The sequence below is a fragment of the Klebsiella sp. JN_Kp126 genome, assembly GCF_033843325.1.
GTDB classification, from domain to species: Bacteria; Pseudomonadota; Gammaproteobacteria; order Enterobacterales; family Enterobacteriaceae; genus Klebsiella; species Klebsiella michiganensis.
Genome location: NZ_JAWXQV010000050.1, coordinates 59,101 through 74,767, shown reverse-complemented (window position 1 = coordinate 74,767; position 15,667 = coordinate 59,101). Strand labels below are relative to the sequence as shown.

The 15,667-nt window shown below is 57.4% G+C and carries 14 protein-coding genes; 11 read left to right on the top strand and 3 right to left on the bottom strand.

Features of this window, described 5'->3' with window-relative positions:
- The first annotated feature begins 90 nt into the window (after positions 1–90).
- From SIK97_RS09265 to deoD, 8 genes are all read left to right on the top strand, one after another.
- Positions 91–252, top strand: a complete 162-nt coding sequence (locus tag SIK97_RS09265; RefSeq protein WP_003856556.1) for a DUF1328 domain-containing protein — start codon at positions 91–93, stop codon at positions 250–252.
- Between the two features lie 120 nt (positions 253–372).
- Positions 373–1,446, top strand: a complete 1,074-nt coding sequence (locus SIK97_RS09260; protein WP_032747842.1) for a patatin family protein — start codon at positions 373–375, stop codon at positions 1,444–1,446.
- On the top strand, positions 1,443–2,237 hold the full coding sequence (locus SIK97_RS09255; protein WP_057173126.1) for a metal-dependent hydrolase: 795 nt from the start codon (positions 1,443–1,445) through the stop codon (positions 2,235–2,237). Before SIK97_RS09260 ends, SIK97_RS09255 begins: the two co-directional genes overlap by 4 nt.
- A 131-nt stretch (positions 2,238–2,368) precedes the next feature.
- Positions 2,369–3,646 carry a NupC/NupG family nucleoside CNT transporter gene (locus SIK97_RS09250; RefSeq protein ID WP_014837350.1) on the top strand — a complete coding sequence of 426 codons (1,278 nt, stop codon included), beginning with the start codon at positions 2,369–2,371 and terminating at the stop codon, positions 3,644–3,646.
- A gap of 414 nt (positions 3,647–4,060) precedes the next feature.
- A complete protein-coding gene (deoC, locus tag SIK97_RS09245) occupies positions 4,061–4,840 on the top strand; it encodes a deoxyribose-phosphate aldolase (protein WP_057173127.1) in 780 nt (259 codons plus the stop codon).
- A gap of 77 nt (positions 4,841–4,917) precedes the next feature.
- The gene (gene deoA / locus SIK97_RS09240; protein WP_057173128.1) at positions 4,918–6,240 is read left to right on the top strand and encodes a thymidine phosphorylase; all 1,323 of its coding nucleotides are present in this window, start codon (positions 4,918–4,920) and stop codon (positions 6,238–6,240) included.
- A gap of 52 nt (positions 6,241–6,292) precedes the next feature.
- A complete protein-coding gene (deoB, locus tag SIK97_RS09235; protein ID WP_057173129.1) occupies positions 6,293–7,516 on the top strand; it encodes a phosphopentomutase in 1,224 nt (407 codons plus the stop codon).
- 93 nt (positions 7,517–7,609) lie between these two features.
- Positions 7,610–8,332, top strand: a complete 723-nt coding sequence (deoD, locus tag SIK97_RS09230) for a purine-nucleoside phosphorylase (protein WP_004098401.1) — start codon at positions 7,610–7,612, stop codon at positions 8,330–8,332.
- Positions 8,333–8,381: 49 nt separating this feature from the next.
- On the opposite strand, the gene lplA is transcribed toward deoD, so the two are convergent.
- The gene (gene lplA / locus SIK97_RS09225; RefSeq protein ID WP_014227834.1) at positions 8,382–9,398 is read right to left on the bottom strand and encodes a lipoate--protein ligase LplA; all 1,017 of its coding nucleotides are present in this window, start codon (positions 9,396–9,398) and stop codon (positions 8,382–8,384) included.
- A 10-nt stretch (positions 9,399–9,408) separates the two neighbouring features.
- The gene (locus SIK97_RS09220; RefSeq protein ID WP_048262666.1) at positions 9,409–10,050 is read right to left on the bottom strand and encodes a YtjB family periplasmic protein; all 642 of its coding nucleotides are present in this window, start codon (positions 10,048–10,050) and stop codon (positions 9,409–9,411) included.
- Positions 10,051–10,154: 104 nt separating this feature from the next.
- Here SIK97_RS09220 and serB point away from each other — a divergent pair, with 104 nt between their 5' ends.
- From serB to nadR, 3 genes are read left to right on the top strand one after another with little or no spacing between them, the layout of a single operon-like run.
- Positions 10,155–11,126 carry a phosphoserine phosphatase gene (gene serB / locus SIK97_RS09215; RefSeq protein ID WP_014227836.1) on the top strand — a complete coding sequence of 324 codons (972 nt, stop codon included), beginning with the start codon at positions 10,155–10,157 and terminating at the stop codon, positions 11,124–11,126.
- Between the two features lie 9 nt (positions 11,127–11,135).
- The gene (gene radA, locus SIK97_RS09210; protein ID WP_004098408.1) at positions 11,136–12,518 is read left to right on the top strand and encodes a DNA repair protein RadA; all 1,383 of its coding nucleotides are present in this window, start codon (positions 11,136–11,138) and stop codon (positions 12,516–12,518) included.
- Between the two features lie 21 nt (positions 12,519–12,539).
- Positions 12,540–13,772 (top strand): multifunctional transcriptional regulator/nicotinamide-nucleotide adenylyltransferase/ribosylnicotinamide kinase NadR, encoded by a 1,233-nt coding sequence (gene nadR, locus SIK97_RS09205; RefSeq protein ID WP_004098414.1) that lies wholly within the window; start codon positions 12,540–12,542, stop codon positions 13,770–13,772.
- Between the two features lie 108 nt (positions 13,773–13,880).
- On the opposite strand, the gene ettA is transcribed toward nadR, so the two are convergent.
- Entirely contained in the window at positions 13,881–15,548 is a 1,668-nt protein-coding gene (gene ettA, locus SIK97_RS09200; protein ID WP_014227837.1) for an energy-dependent translational throttle protein EttA, read from the bottom strand.
- Positions 15,549–15,667 lie beyond the last annotated feature (119 nt).

The following is a 15,667-nucleotide window of genomic DNA, read 5'->3' as shown; positions in this document are numbered from 1 at the left end:
TCCGCAGGATGTGTAGCACCACAGGGTTGTGTATGCGCGGCCTGAGTGCGCAGAAAATCGACCGTCATTAACTATGGTAAGGAGAGACGTATGTTTAGATGGGGCATTATTTTTCTGGTGATCGCGTTAATTGCCGCCGCTCTGGGCTTTGGTGGCCTGGCGGGTACCGCTGCCTGGGCTGCGAAAATTGTCTTCGTTGTCGGTATTATCCTGTTCCTGGTCAGCCTGTTCACCGGCCGTCGGCGTCCCTAGACGTTAACGCGTGAAATACCGTCTTACATAAAGCCAGTCAATGTGACTGGCTTTCTCAGTTTCAGGGCGTTAAAAATTGCGTTACCTTTGTTTTTATAATAAGCCAGACAGGAAAGCAGGGTGGGGCAGCGAATTCCCGTTACGTTGGGCAACATTACGCCGTTATCTGTTAAACCCTTCCAGCCGGGCAGGCTCGCACTGGTGTGCGAAGGCGGGGGGCAGAGAGGGATTTTTACCGCCGGGGTACTGGACGAATTTATGCGCGCGGGATTCAACCCGTTCGACATGATGTTCGGTACCTCTGCCGGGGCGCAAAATCTCTCGGCCTATCTGTGCAACCAGCCCGGCTATGCCCGCAAAGTGATCACCCGCTACACCACCGCCCGCGAGTTTTTCGACCCGATGCGTTTTGTGCGCGGCGGGAATCTTATCGATCTTGACTGGCTGGTCGACACCACCTCGAAAAAGATGCCGCTGGCGATGGCCTATGCTGAAGATTGTTTTGCTCAGGGAAAAGAGTTCTGGATGTGCGCCTGTCGCGGCGATGATTACACGCCAAACTACTTTTCCCCCACTCAGCAGACCTGGCTTGACCTGATTCGCGCCTCCAGCGCCATTCCCGGTTTTTACCGCAGCGGCGTGCTGCTGGATGGCGTGAGCTATCTTGACGGCGGCGTCAGCGATGCGATCCCCGTACAGGAAGCGGCCCGCCGAGGGGCGCAAACCATCGTGGTGATCCGCACCGTTCCGTCCCAGATGTACTACACGCCGCAGTGGTTTAAACGGATGGAGCGCTGGCTTGGCGAAAGTAGTCTGCAGCCGTTTGTGAATCTGGTGCAGCATCACGAAACCACCTATCGCTCCACGCAAGAGTTCATTGAAAAACCGCCGGGTAAGCTGAGAATTCTGGAAATTTATCCGCAGAAGCCGTTGAGGAGTATGGCGTTAGGCAGCCGTCTTCCGGCGTTGCTGGAGGACTACAAGACCGGACGCCAGTGCGGGCGCTACTTTCTCGCTACCGTCGGTAAACTGCTGGCCGACAGACCGCCGCTGCTGCGCCATGCGCCGCGTATTGCGGTACCGAAAACGGTCGTTATTCCGCCAGCGCCGGTGGCCAATGAGATCCCTCAGGCGCCGGTCATCGCGGCGGTGCAGGCCAATGATGCCAGCTTTGAAAATGAGGACCTGGCGTGACCCTACGATTTATTGATACCCACTGCCATTTCGATTTTCCCCCTTTCACCGGCGACGAAAGCGCCAGCATTGCCCGGGCGACGGAGGCTGGCGTGACGCAGATCGTGGTACCTGCGACAGAAGCGGATAACTTCGCCCGCGTGTTAGCGCTGGCGGAGAAATATGATGAGCTCTACGCCGCCTTAGGCCTCCATCCGATAGCGATTGAACGGCATAGCGCAGAGAGTCTTGAACGGCTTGAAGCCTGCCTGGCGAAACGCGACGCTAAGCTGGTCGCGGTTGGGGAGATCGGTCTCGATCTCTATCGGGAAGATCCGCAATTTGCACGTCAGGTTTCTGTATTTGAGGCGCAGATGCGGCTGGCGAAACGCTACGATTTGCCGGCGATCCTCCACTCAAGACGCACTCACGACAAGCTGGCGATGCTGCTGAAAAAGCACGCTTTACCGCGAACCGGCGTAGTGCACGGTTTTGCCGGTAGCCTTCAGCAGGCGGAGCGATTTGTGCAGCTGGGCTACAAGATTGGCGTTGGCGGCACCATTACCTATCCGCGCGCCAGTAAGACCCGCGATGTGATCGCGCAGCTGCCGCTTTCGGCGCTGCTGCTGGAGACCGATGCGCCGGATATGCCGTTGAACGGTTTCCAGGGGCAGCCGAACAGGCCAGAACGGGCGGCTCGCGTCTTCTCCACCTTATGTGAACTACGCCCGGAGCCCGCGGAAGAGATAGCGAATACCCTGATTGATAATACAAATGCGCTTTTTGCGCTTCCGCAGCGCTTTGTTGAGTGACCTGTGTCTCATTCCTGCCTTTTTATCTCATTGTTTTGCTTAAAATGTGTGAGCTGAAATGAGCATGATGGTTTCATGCCGTTATAATCGCGGGGTTTTAAGGCTGAACTCTCAATACACAGGGACTCTGTATGCAAATTATCATGGGACTTATCGGCATGGTGGTGCTGTTAGCCATCGCTGTGCTCCTCTCCAGTAATCGAAAAGCCATCAACCTGCGTACCGTCCTCGGCGCCTGGATTATCCAGGTGGGGATCGGCGCGTTAATTCTCTACGTGCCGGCCGGGCGCACCGCGCTGCTGGCCATGTCGAACGGCGTTGCCAACGTGATTGCTTACGGCAATGAAGGGATCGGCTTTATCTTTGGCGGGCTGGTTTCCGACAAGATGTTTGAAGTCTTCGGCGGCGGCGGGTTTGTTTTTGCCCTGCGCGTCCTGCCGGTCATCGTCTTCTTCTCATCGCTGATCGCCGTGCTTTATTACCTCGGCATCATGCAGTTTGTTATCCGCATTCTCGGCGGGGCGCTGCGCGCGGTACTGAAAACCTCGCGCACGGAATCGCTCTCTGCCACGGCGAACATCTTCGTTGGCCAGACCGAAGCGCCGCTGGTGGTGCGTCCATATATCGCCACCATGACCCGTTCCGAGCTCTTCGCCGTGATGTGCGGGGGCCTGGCCTCGGTTGCGGGCTCCGTTCTGGCCGGTTACGCGCAGATGGGCGTACCGCTGGAATACCTGATTGCCGCTTCGTTTATGGCGGCGCCGGGCGGCCTGCTGTTCGCGAAGATTATCGTGCCCGAAACCGAGCAGCCCCGGGACAACCCGGCGATGGACAAAAACGACGCCGATCCGCAGGCGCCGGCGAACGTGCTGGATGCCGCCGCGTCCGGCGCGGCTTCCGGGATGCAGCTGGCGCTTAACGTCGGGGCGATGCTGCTGGCGTTTATCGCGCTGATTGCCCTGGTTAACGGTATTCTCTCCGGCGTGGGCGGCTGGTTTAACCATCCGGACCTGTCGCTGCAAATGATCCTCGGCTGGGTCTTCTCGCCGCTGGCGTGGGTGATTGGCGTGCCGTGGAATGAAGCCACCGTTGCCGGCTCGTTTATCGGCCAGAAGCTGATTATCAACGAGTTTGTGGCCTATATGAATTTCGGTGAATACCTGAAAGCCGACGCCGAGGTCGCTGCCGCCGGTTTGCAGGTGATTTCAACTCACACCAAGGCCATCATCTCGTTTGCCCTGTGCGGTTTTGCCAATCTGTCATCCATTGCGATCCTGATTGGCGGACTGGGCGGCATGGCGCCTAATCGCCGTCAGGAAATTGCCCAACTGGGTATGCGGGCCGTGGCGGCGGGGACGCTGTCTAACCTGATGAGCGCCACGATAGCGGGCGTATTCCTCGCGCTGTAACGCCCTCTTGCACGCTAAGAACCCCGCGGCATTGCCGTCGTGGGGTTCTCACTTCAGAATGTTAAAATCCTATCATTATATAATTCTTTATTTATCAAAATGTAATGATCTTTATGGCCTTTTTTCGCACAAAATGCCCGTGTCGGTATCGTGGCTTGTTGCCTGATGGTGTTATAATAATAACATTGATTCGGAGTGGCGATTCCTGATTATGCTTAAAGAGAGTCTGGCGTTGGAAGAGCACGGATTAGGCTTTGTTATGTGATTTGTATCACTATACAGTAATGCAAATTAGTAATTAGTTTTCATTAACTGTGATGTGTATCGAAGTGTAGCGGCGAGGGAATGTTACAATAGTAACAGACTCGCAAGGTGAACAAACTTTAAAACGGCACTACGCCGTCGGAGTATGAAATGACTGATTTAACGGCAAGCAGCCTGCGCGCGTTGAAACTGATGGACCTGACCACCCTGAATGATGACGACACCAATGAAAAAGTGATCGCGCTGTGTCACCAGGCCAAAACACCGGTAGGGAATACTGCTGCAGTATGCATCTACCCGCGCTTTATCCCGATCGCGCGTAAAACGCTGAACGAGCAAGGTACCCCGGATATTCGTATCGCGACGGTGACCAACTTCCCGCACGGTAACGATGATATTGATATCGCGCTGGCGGAAACCCGCGCGGCGATCGCTTACGGCGCTGACGAAGTTGACGTCGTGTTCCCTTACCGTGCGCTAATTGCGGGCAATGAACAGGTCGGTTTTGACCTGGTGAAAGCCTGTAAAGAAGCCTGCGCGGCAGCAAACGTGCTGCTGAAAGTGATTATCGAAACCGGCGAATTGAAAGAAGAAGCGCTGATTCGTAAAGCGTCTGAAATCGCCATCAAAGCCGGCGCCGACTTCATCAAAACCTCTACCGGTAAAGTTCCGGTGAACGCGACCCCGGAAAGCGCGCGCATCATGCTGGAGGTCATCCGCGATATGGGCGTTCAGCAGAGCGTCGGCTTCAAGCCAGCAGGCGGCGTGCGTAGCGCAGAAGACGCGAAAAAATTCCTCGCGATTGCTGATGAGCTGTTCGGTGCCGACTGGGCCGACTCTCGCCACTACCGTTTTGGCGCCTCCAGCCTGCTGGCAAGCCTGCTGAAAGCGCTGGGTCACGGCGATGGTAAGAGCGCCAGCAGCTACTAAAACGTAATTTGCCGACCTCAAGGCCGGATGCTGTCCGGCCTGCGGTTGGTCTTTGACTCTTTCCCCGGGAGGTTATCTTGTTTCTCGCACAAGAAATTATTCGTAAAAAACGTGATGGTCATGCGCTGAGCGATGAAGAAATTCGCTTTTTCATCAACGGTATCCGCGATAACAGCGTCTCAGAAGGGCAGATCGCCGCGCTGGCGATGACCATTTTTTTCCACGATATGTCTATGCCGGAACGCGTTTCGCTGACCATGGCGATGCGGGATTCAGGAACCGTTCTGAACTGGAAGCATCTTAACCTTAATGGCCCCATCGTCGATAAACACTCCACCGGCGGCGTAGGCGATGTGACCTCGCTGATGCTGGGGCCGATGGTTGCGGCCTGCGGCGGCTATGTCCCGATGATCTCGGGGCGCGGTCTCGGGCACACCGGCGGTACGCTCGACAAGCTGGAAGCGATTCCTGGGTTCGATATTTTCCCGGACGATAGCCGCTTCCGTGAAATCATTAAAGATGTCGGCGTCGCGATTATCGGGCAGACCAGCTCTCTGGCGCCGGCGGACAAACGTTTTTACGCCACGCGCGATATCACCGCAACGGTGGACTCTATCCCGCTGATCACCGCCTCCATTCTCGCCAAGAAGCTGGCGGAAGGCCTGGACGCGCTGGTGATGGATGTCAAAGTCGGCAGCGGCGCCTTTATGCCTACTTATGAGCTTTCCGCCGCGCTGGCCGAAGCGATCGTCGGGGTATCCAACGGCGCCGGCGTGCGGACGACCGCGCTGTTAACCGATATGAACCAGGTGCTGGCTTCCAGCGCCGGTAATGCGGTGGAAGTGCGTGAAGCCGTGCAGTTCCTCACCGGCGAGTACCGCAATCCGCGGCTGCTTGAGGTGACGATGGCGCTGTGCGTCGAGATGCTGATTTCCGGCAAGCTGGCGCAGAATGACGCAGACGCGCGGGCGAAGCTACAGGCGGTGCTGGATAACGGTAAAGCCGCAGAAGTCTTCGGCCGGATGGTGGCGGCGCAAAAAGGGCCGAACGACTTCGTGGAAAACTACGATAAGTATCTGCCGGCCGCGATGCTGAGCAAAGCCGTCTATGCCGAAGGCGAAGGGTTTGTCGCCGAAATGGACACCCGCGCGCTGGGCATGGCGGTGGTGTCAATGGGCGGCGGTCGCCGTCAGGCATCGGATCTGATTGATTACAGCGTCGGTTTCACCGACGTGGTTCGCCTCGGCGCGCGTATCGACGCGCAGCAGCCGCTGGCGGTTATCCATGCTAAAGATGAAAACAGCTGGCAGGAAGCGGCCAAAGCCGTGAAAGCGGCCATTAAACTTGACGATAAAGCGCCTGAAATGACGCCGACGGTCTATCGTCGTATCACCGAATAGTTATATACTGATCTGATCGCTTTTTTGCAGCGCAAAAGGTACGGAGAATAATATGAAACGTGCATTTATTATGGTGCTGGACTCATTCGGCATCGGTGCGACTGAAGACGCCGATCGCTTTGGCGACGTCGGTTCAGACACCATGGGCCATATTGCAGAAGCCTGCGCCAAAGGCGAGGCTGACAACGGCCGCAAAGGCCCGCTCAATCTACCGAATCTGACCCGTCTGGGGCTGGTTAAAGCCCATGAGGGTTCTACCGGTAAAATTGCCGCCGGTATGGACGGCAGCGCGGACGTTATCGGCGCCTACGCATGGGCGCATGAGCTCTCTTCCGGTAAAGACACCCCGTCAGGCCACTGGGAAATCGCCGGCGTGCCGGTTCTGTTTGACTGGGGCTATTTCCCCGAGCATGAAAACAGCTTCCCGCAGGAACTTCTGGATAAACTGGTTAAGCGCGCAAACCTGCCGGGCTACCTCGGCAACTGCCATTCTTCCGGTACCGTTATCCTCGACCAGCTGGGCGAAGAGCATATGAAAACCGGCAAGCCGATTTTCTATACCTCCGCTGACTCGGTATTCCAGATTGCCTGTCATGAAGAGACCTTTGGTCTCGATAAGCTGTACGAGCTGTGTGAAATCGCGCGTGAAGAGCTGACCGAAGGCGGCTACAACATCGGTCGCGTTATCGCGCGTCCGTTTATCGGCGACAAAGCCGGTCACTTCCAGCGCACCGGTAATCGCCACGATTTGGCCGTTGAGCCGCCGGCGCCGACGGTGCTACAGAAGCTGGTCGACGAGAAAAAGGGCCAGGTGGTTTCGGTCGGTAAAATCGCCGATATCTATGCCAACTGCGGCATTACCAAAAAAGTGAAGGCGACCGGCCTGGATGCGCTGTTTGACGCCACCATCAAAGAGATGAAAGAAGCGGGAGACGAGACCATCGTCTTCACCAACTTCGTGGACTTCGACTCTTCCTGGGGCCACCGCCGCGACGTTGCAGGCTATGCCGCAGGGCTGGAGCTGTTCGACCGCCGTCTGCCGGAGCTGATGGAACTGGTCGGGGAGGATGACATTCTGATCCTGACCGCCGACCACGGCTGCGACCCGACCTGGACCGGTACCGACCATACCCGCGAGCACATTCCGGTGCTGATCTATGGCCCGAAAGTGAAGCCGGGTTCGCTGGGTCACCGCGAAACCTTCGCCGATATTGGCCAGACCCTGGCAACGTACTTCGGTACGTCTCCGATGGAATACGGCAAAAACATGCTGTGATTATTTGCCCGGTGAGCCTCGCTCGCCGGGCCTTTTTTGTCGACCTGATTAGGCATAGCCGCCATCAGGTAAAACATTCAGAAGGATTTAACGATGGCTACTCCACACATTAACGCAGAAATGGGCGATTTCGCTGACGTTGTGCTGATGCCTGGCGACCCGCTGCGCGCGAAGCACATTGCAGAAACGTTCCTTGAAGATGTCCGCGAAGTGAATAACGTGCGCGGTATGCTGGGCTTCACCGGTACCTACAAAGGCCGCAAAATTTCCGTTATGGGTCACGGCATGGGGATCCCCTCCTGCTCCATTTACGCAAAAGAGCTGATCACCGACTTCGGCGTCAAAAAAATCATTCGCGTCGGCTCCTGCGGCGCGGTGCGTATGGACGTTAAGCTGCGCGATGTGGTTATCGGCATGGGTGCCTGCACCGACTCTAAAGTTAACCGTATGCGTTTTAAGGACCACGACTTTGCGGCGATTGCCGACTTTGGCATGGTGCGTAACGCGGTTGACGCGGCAAAAGCGCTGGGCGTTGACGCTCGCGTGGGCAACATTTTCTCCGCTGACCTGTTCTATGCGCCGGACGGCGGCGAAATGTTCGACGTGATGGAAAAATACGGCATCCTGGGCGTGGAAATGGAAGCGGCCGGCATCTACGGCGTCGCGGCGGAATTTGGTGCGAAAGCGCTGACCATCTGCACGGTCTCCGACCACATCCGTACCCACGAGCAGACCAGCTCCGCTGAACGTCAGACGACCTTCAACGACATGATTAAAATCGCGCTGGAATCCGTTCTGCTGGGCGATAAAGAGTAATCATCTCTTCCGCCCTCTCCCTATGGGAGAGGGCCGGGGTGACCGCACGTTAGCGTACCGCGCCGGCAATCCATGCCGAGAGCTCCCGCAGCGCTTTCTCCTGCTCCGGGAAATCCACGAGTAATGCATCGCACTCCTGCTGCAGCATATCCGCGCGGTAGAGGCATCCCTGCAGCCTGGCGGCCAGCGCTTCCAGCGGCGCCGGGTTGAGGCTGTCGGTAAAAATCTGCGTGCGCGTGATATGGCCTTTTTCGACGTCGAAATGGAGCTCTACGCCGCCCCAGGTAAAACGTTCATCCAGCAGATGGCTGAAGGCCGGAGCCTGGCCAAAGTTCCACTCCCAGCTGCTCTGGCGGGCAAAGGTCGCGGCAAAATTCGGCAGGTCCGGCATTTTCTCCGGAGAGATCACTTCGGCCTCCACGCGCTCGCCGTAATGGGCGAAGAACGCCTCCTGAATCGCTTCGCAAACCTGCTGATGGGTAATGCCCGGCAGCAGCTCGACCAGATTGGCTACCCGTCCGCGCACGGAGGTAATGCCTTTGGCCTGCAGCTTCTTCTTATCGGGATTGAGGTAGTTGGCCAGGCGGCTTAAATCGGCGTTCAGCAGCAGCGTACCGTGGTGAAAGCCGCGATCCATCGTTTCGCGATAGGCGGAACCGGAGACCTTGCGGTCGCCTTCGGCGGTTTTGACCACCAGATCGTTGCGGCCCGAGGCTTCCGCCGCTACGCCCAGCGCATTCAGCGCCGTCAGCACGATATTTGTGGAAACGGTTTTATCGTACTCCGGTTTGCCGGCCATAAAGGTAAAGCAGGTATTGCCCAGATCGTGGAATACCGCGCCGCCGCCGCTGCTGCGACGGGCCAGGCGCACGTTATCTTCTTCCATACGTCGGGTGTTGCACTCTTTCCACGGGTTCTGCGCGCGGCCAATGACCACCGTATCGGCATTGCGCCACAGAAACAGCACCCGTTGAGTCGCGGGCATCTGGCGAAAAATAGACTCCTCAACCGCCAGATTGAACCAAGGGTCGTAAGAGTCGGAGAGCAGCAGGCGCAGCGTGGACATGGCGATTTCCTTATTCTGATTCATCTTTATCTTCATCCTGCACCGGCTTATTGGCGGTGAGCAGGAAAGGCGATTGCTGCCAGCGGGTACGTTTACCCTGCAGCAGGGTGCGCGTCAGGACGACGCCGATGGCCAGAGATAGCAGCAGCATCAGACGCAGGATATTGGTGGTATTATCGACCTGCTGCGCTTCGGTGGCCAGGGTATGGGTATCCAGCGTCAGGCGCAGGTAGCCGAGCGGGCCGTTTTTACCCTCAACAGGTTCGACGATTTGCTGGTTGAAGTAGCCGCCGGCTTTTTTACCGTCCAGCGCCAGCCGATCGCGTACCTCGACGCTTTCGCCGGAACGCGCCACCAGGTCGCCCTGTTCGTCATATACGCCGGCGTCGAGGATCCGGCTTTTATGGGTAAGCTGATCCAGCAGCTGGCTAATCCGCTTTTCGTCGGGCGTTTCGCTACGCATCAGCGGCGCCAGGTTGAGCGTGACCTGCTGGGCGAGCGTGCGGGCCAGTTCTTCCAGCTGCGGATTGCGCTGCTTCTGGCTGTTCTGGCTGAACCATGAGGCCCCCTGCATCAGGGCGACGAGGAGCGCGAGACAGATCAGAACAATCACCGCGCGATGCAGCCGGAATTTAAGTTTTGCGCGTACCATATTCCACCTTTGAAAATTTGCAGCTTAATGTTGCCAGAAGCGCTGGTTACAAGGTAGCCTCATGCGTTATTTTCCTCGCCTGAATGAAGTTATGTGGAGCCGTGATGCCAAACAGTTTGACCTGGTGCGACCTGCCTGAAGATGTTTCCCAGTGGCCTGGATTGCCGCTTTCCCTGAGCGGTGATGAGGTCATGCCGTTGGATTATCACGCCGGACGCAGCGGCTGGCTGCTGTATGGCCGCGGTCTTAACAAGCGTCGCCTGACCGAGTGGCAGCGAGAACTGGGGGCGGCCCTGGTGATTGTTGCCTCCTGGGCGGTTGACGACTATCAGGTGATTCGGCTGGCTGGTTCTTTAACGCTACGAGCGACCCGTCTGGCCCATGAGGCCGGTTTTGACGTCGCGCCGCTGGGTAAAATCCCGCATTTACGTACGCCGGGGCTGCTGGTCATGGATATGGACTCGACGGCGATTCAGATTGAGTGCATTGATGAAATCGCCAAACTGGCCGGTACCGGCGAGCTGGTCTCTGAAGTGACCGAGCGCGCGATGCGCGGCGAACTTGATTTTACCGCCAGCCTGCGCCAGCGGGTGGCGACGCTGAAAGATGCCGATGCCAATATTCTGCTGCAGGTGCGGGAAACGCTGCCGCTGATGCCGGGCCTGACCCAGCTGGTGCTGAAGCTGGAAACGCTCGGCTGGAAAGTGGCGATCGCCTCCGGCGGCTTCACCTTCTTTGCCGAGTATCTGCGCGACAAGCTGCATCTCGACGCGGTGGTCGCCAACGAACTGGAGATCATGGACGGTAAGCTGACCGGCAACGTTATTGGCGATATCGTCGATGCGAAATACAAAGCCAATACGCTGCGTAAACTGGCGGAAAAGTATGAGATCCCGCCGGCGCAAACCGTCGCCATTGGCGATGGCGCAAACGATCTGCCGATGATTAAAGCGGCAGGGCTCGGCATCGCCTATCATGCTAAGCCCAAAGTTAATGAACTGGCGGAAGTGACAATCCGCCACGCTGACCTGATGGGGGTATTCTGTATTCTCTCCGGCAGCATGAATCAAAAGTAAGAGGTTAACGTGGCGAAAGCTCCAAAACGCGCATTTGTCTGTAATGAATGCGGTGCGGATTATCCGCGCTGGCAGGGGCAGTGCAGCGCCTGCCATGCCTGGAATACCATAACCGAGATGCGCATTGCCGCTTCGCCCCAGGTGGCAAGAAACGAACGTCTGTCAGGATATGCCGGTAATGCCGGCGTATCGAAAGTGCAGAAGCTCTCCGATATCAGCCTCGAAGCGCTGCCGCGCTTTTCGACCGGCTTTAAAGAGTTTGACCGCGTGCTCGGCGGCGGCGTGGTGCCGGGGAGCGCGATTCTGATCGGCGGCAACCCCGGCGCGGGTAAGTCGACTCTGCTGCTGCAAACCCTGTGTAAGCTCGCCGAAGGTATGAAAACGCTCTACGTCACCGGGGAAGAGTCGCTTCAGCAGGTGGCGATGCGCGCTCACCGTTTAGGCCTGCCGACGGCTAACCTCAATATGCTGTCAGAAACCAGCATTGAGCAGATTTGCCAGATTGCCGATGAAGAAAAGCCGCAGCTGATGGTTATCGACTCCATCCAGGTGATGCATATGGCCGACGTACAGTCGTCGCCGGGCAGCGTGGCCCAGGTGCGCGAAACGGCGGCCTATTTAACGCGCTTTGCCAAGACGCGCGGCGTGGCTATCGTCATGGTCGGCCACGTGACCAAAGACGGCTCGCTGGCCGGGCCGAAAGTGCTGGAGCACTGTATCGACTGCTCCGTGCTGCTCGACGGCGACGCCGATTCTCGTTTCCGCACCCTGCGCAGCCATAAAAACCGCTTCGGCGCGGTCAACGAGCTGGGCGTATTCGCCATGACCGAGCAGGGGCTACGTGAAGTGAGCAACCCCTCGGCTATCTTTCTGAGCCGCGGTGACGAAGTGACTTCCGGCAGTTCGGTGATGGTGGTCTGGGAAGGCACGCGACCGCTGCTGGTGGAGATCCAGGCGCTGGTCGATCACTCGATGATGTCCAACCCGCGCCGCGTGGCGGTGGGGCTGGAGCAGAACCGTCTGGCGATCCTGCTGGCGGTTCTGCATCGTCACGGCGGTCTGCAGATGGCCGACCAGGACGTCTTCGTCAACGTGGTTGGTGGGGTGAAGGTCACCGAAACCAGCGCCGATCTGGCGCTGCTGCTGGCGATGGTTTCCAGCCTGCGCGACCGTCCGCTGCCCCAGGACCTGGTGGTTTTCGGCGAAGTGGGTCTGGCAGGCGAGATTCGCCCGGTGCCGAGCGGCCAGGAGCGTATTTCAGAAGCGGCTAAGCATGGTTTTCGTCGGGCGATTGTTCCGGCAGCCAATGTGCCGAAAAAAGTGCCGGAAGGGATGCAAATCTTTGGCGTGAAAAAGCTTGCGGACGCACTTAGCGTCTTTGACGACTTATAATAAGTTAAAAGGAGACTCGCGATGTCGTCATTTGACTATTTAAAAAGCGCCATTAAGCAGAAGGGGTGTACGCTACAGCAGGTAGCTGACGCCAGCGGGATGACAAAAGGCTATCTGAGCCAGCTGCTGAACGCGAAAATTAAAAGCCCCAGCGCGCAGAAGCTGGAAGCGCTGCACCGGTTTCTCGGGCTGGAGTTTCCGCGTCGGCAAAAAAGCGTTGGCGTGGTATTTGGTAAGTTTTACCCGCTGCATACCGGCCACATCTATTTGATTCAGCGCGCCTGTAGCCAGGTCGATGAGCTGCACATCATTATGGGCTACGACGATCCCCGCGACCGCGAGCTGTTTGAAAAGAGCGCGATGTCGCAGCAGCCGACCGTGCCCGATCGCCTGCGCTGGCTGCTGCAGACCTTCAAGTACCAGAAAAATATCCGCATCCACGCCTTCAATGAAGAGGGGATGGAACCTTATCCGCACGGCTGGGACGTCTGGAGCCGCGGGATCCGCGCCTTTATGAACGAGAAGGGCATTGAGCCTAACTGGATCTACACCTCGGAAGAGGGCGACGCGCCGCAGTATCTGGATCATCTGGGAATTGAAACCGTACTCATCGATCCTAAACGCACCTTTATGAACATCAGCGGCGGGCAGATTCGTGAAAACCCGTTCCGCTATTGGGAATATATTCCTACCGAAGTGAAGCCGTTTTTCGTGCGCACGGTGGCGATCCTGGGCGGTGAATCGAGCGGTAAGTCGACGCTGGTGAATAAGCTATCCAATATCTTTAATACCACCAGTGCCTGGGAGTATGGCCGCGACTACGTCTTTTCGCACCTCGGCGGCGATGAGATGGCGCTGCAATATTCCGACTACGACAAGATTGCCCTCGGCCACGCGCAGTATATTGATTTCGCGGTGAAGTATGCCAACAAGGTGGCGTTCATCGACACGGACTTTGTCAGCACCCAGGCGTTCTGTCTCAAGTACGAAGGGCGGGAACACCCCTTTGTGCAGGCGCTGATCGACGAGTATCGTTTTGACCTGGTCATCCTGCTGGAAAACAACACGCCGTGGGTGGCGGATGGTTTGCGTAGCCTTGGCAGCTCGGTGGACCGCAAAGAGTTTCAGACGCTGCTGGTGTCGTTGCTCAAGGAAAACGAGATAGATTTTGTGCATGTAAAAGAGGCCGACTACGATGCCCGCTTCCTGCGCTGCGTGGAGCTGGTGAAAGAGATGATGGGCGAGCAGGGATAGGCCTTCTGCGGCCTGATGCCGCATGAATGCCTGCGCCGGGCTACAACCCTCTCCCGGCGGGAGAGGGGGCAAACACGAAAAAGGGCAACCTGCGTTGCCCTTTTGCTTTTATTTCGCGATACGTTTGTACTTTATACGCTTCGGCTCCAGCGCATCGGCGCCGAGGGTGCGTTTCTTGTACTCTTCGTATTCGGTAAAGTTACCTTCGAAGAACTCCACCTTACCTTCATCCTGGTAGTCCAGAATGTGGGTCGCGATGCGGTCGAGGAACCAGCGGTCGTGCGAGATAACCATCGCGCAGCCCGGGAACTCCAGCAGGGCGTTTTCCAGCGCGCGCAGGGTTTCGATATCCAGGTCGTTGGTGGGCTCATCGAGCAGCAGGACGTTACCGCCCACCTGCAGCAGCTTCGCCAGGTGCAGACGACCGCGCTCACCGCCGGACAGCTCGCCAACGCGCTTGCCCTGGTCAACGCCTTTGAAGTTAAAGCGGCCCACGTAGGCGCGGCTCGGCATCTCGGTGTTGCCAATCTTCATGATATCCAGCCCGCCGGAAACTTCTTCCCATACGGTTTTGCTGTTGTCCATCGCGTCGCGGAACTGATCGACGGAGGCCAGCTTGACGGTTTCACCCAAGGTGATTGAACCGGCATCAGGTTGTTCCTGACCGGACATCATGCGGAACAGGGTGGATTTACCCGCGCCGTTCGGGCCGATGATGCCGACGATAGCGCCTTTCGGTACCGAGAAGCTCAGGTCGTCAATCAGCAGACGGTCGCCGTAGGACTTACGCAGGTTGCTGACTTCAACCACTTTATCGCCCAGACGTGCGCCTGGCGGAATAAACAGTTCGTTAGTCTCGTTACGCTTCTGGTACTCGACGTTGTTAAGCTCTTCAAAGCGCGCCAGACGGGCTTTGCCCTTAGACTGACGGCCTTTCGCGCCCTGACGGACCCACTCCAGCTCTTTCTCGATTGACTTACGGCGCGCCGCTTCCTGAGAAGCTTCCTGCGCCAGACGCTGATCTTTCTGCTCCAGCCAGGAGGAGTAGTTGCCTTCCCACGGAATACCTTCGCCGCGGTCAAGCTCAAGGATCCAGCCGGCGACGTTATCGAGGAAGTAGCGGTCGTGGGTAATCGCCACGACGGTGCCTTCGAAATCGTGCAGGAAGCGTTCCAGCCACGCGACGGACTCTGCATCCAGGTGGTTAGTCGGTTCATCGAGCAGCAGCATGTCTGGTTTTTCCAGCAGCAGGCGGCACAGCGCGACGCGGCGGCGCTCACCGCCGGACAGGTTGGCGATTTTCGCGTCCCAGTCCGGCAGACGCAGGGCATCCGCCGCGCGCTCAAGCTGGACGTTCAGGTTATGGCCATCGTGCGCCTGGATAATCTCTTCGAACTTGCCCTGCTGAGCGGCGAGCTTGTCGAAGTCGGCATCCGGCTCCGCGTATTTGGCGTACACCTCATCCAGACCTTTCAGGGCGTTGACCACTTCGGCCACCGCTTCTTCAACCGACTCACGTACGGTCTGCTCCGGATTGAGCTGCGGCTCCTGCGGCAGATAGCCGATTTTCAGGCCCGGCTGCGGACGGGCTTCGCCTTCGATATCGGTATCGATGCCGGCCATGATGCGCAGCAGGGTAGACTTACCGGCGCCGTTCAGACCGAGAACGCCGATTTTTGCGCCAGGGAAAAAGCTCAGGGAGATATTTTTCAGAATATGACGTTTCGGCGGAACCACTTTGCCGACACGATGCATGGTATAAACGAATTGAGCCACGTTGGACTTCGCCTCTTTTATATACTCTTCATCCCTCAGGCTCGCTTGATGCAGCCAGAATGATTTTGAGTAGGGTAGTGAATAGTTTTCAAAGGCGAAGTGTAGCCTTTTTCGCGCTT

Bases quoted from the DNA above. Each gene is read 5' to 3' on its own strand.
- deoD (WP_004098401.1), top strand. From the start codon at position 7,610: ATGGCTACTCCACACATTAACGCAGAAATGGGCGATTTCGCTGACGTT.
- nadR (WP_004098414.1), top strand. From the start codon at position 12,540: ATGTCGTCATTTGACTATTTAAAAAGCGCCATTAAGCAGAAGGGGTGT.
- deoB (WP_057173129.1), top strand. From the start codon at position 6,293: ATGAAACGTGCATTTATTATGGTGCTGGACTCATTCGGCATCGGTGCG.
- SIK97_RS09220 (WP_048262666.1), bottom strand. From the start codon at position 10,050: ATGGTACGCGCAAAACTTAAATTCCGGCTGCATCGCGCGGTGATTGTT.
- serB (WP_014227836.1), top strand. From the start codon at position 10,155: ATGCCAAACAGTTTGACCTGGTGCGACCTGCCTGAAGATGTTTCCCAG.
- lplA (WP_014227834.1), bottom strand. From the start codon at position 9,398: ATGTCCACGCTGCGCCTGCTGCTCTCCGACTCTTACGACCCTTGGTTC.
- SIK97_RS09250 (WP_014837350.1), top strand. From the start codon at position 2,369: ATGCAAATTATCATGGGACTTATCGGCATGGTGGTGCTGTTAGCCATC.
- deoC (WP_057173127.1), top strand. From the start codon at position 4,061: ATGACTGATTTAACGGCAAGCAGCCTGCGCGCGTTGAAACTGATGGAC.
- SIK97_RS09265 (WP_003856556.1), top strand. From the start codon at position 91: ATGTTTAGATGGGGCATTATTTTTCTGGTGATCGCGTTAATTGCCGCC.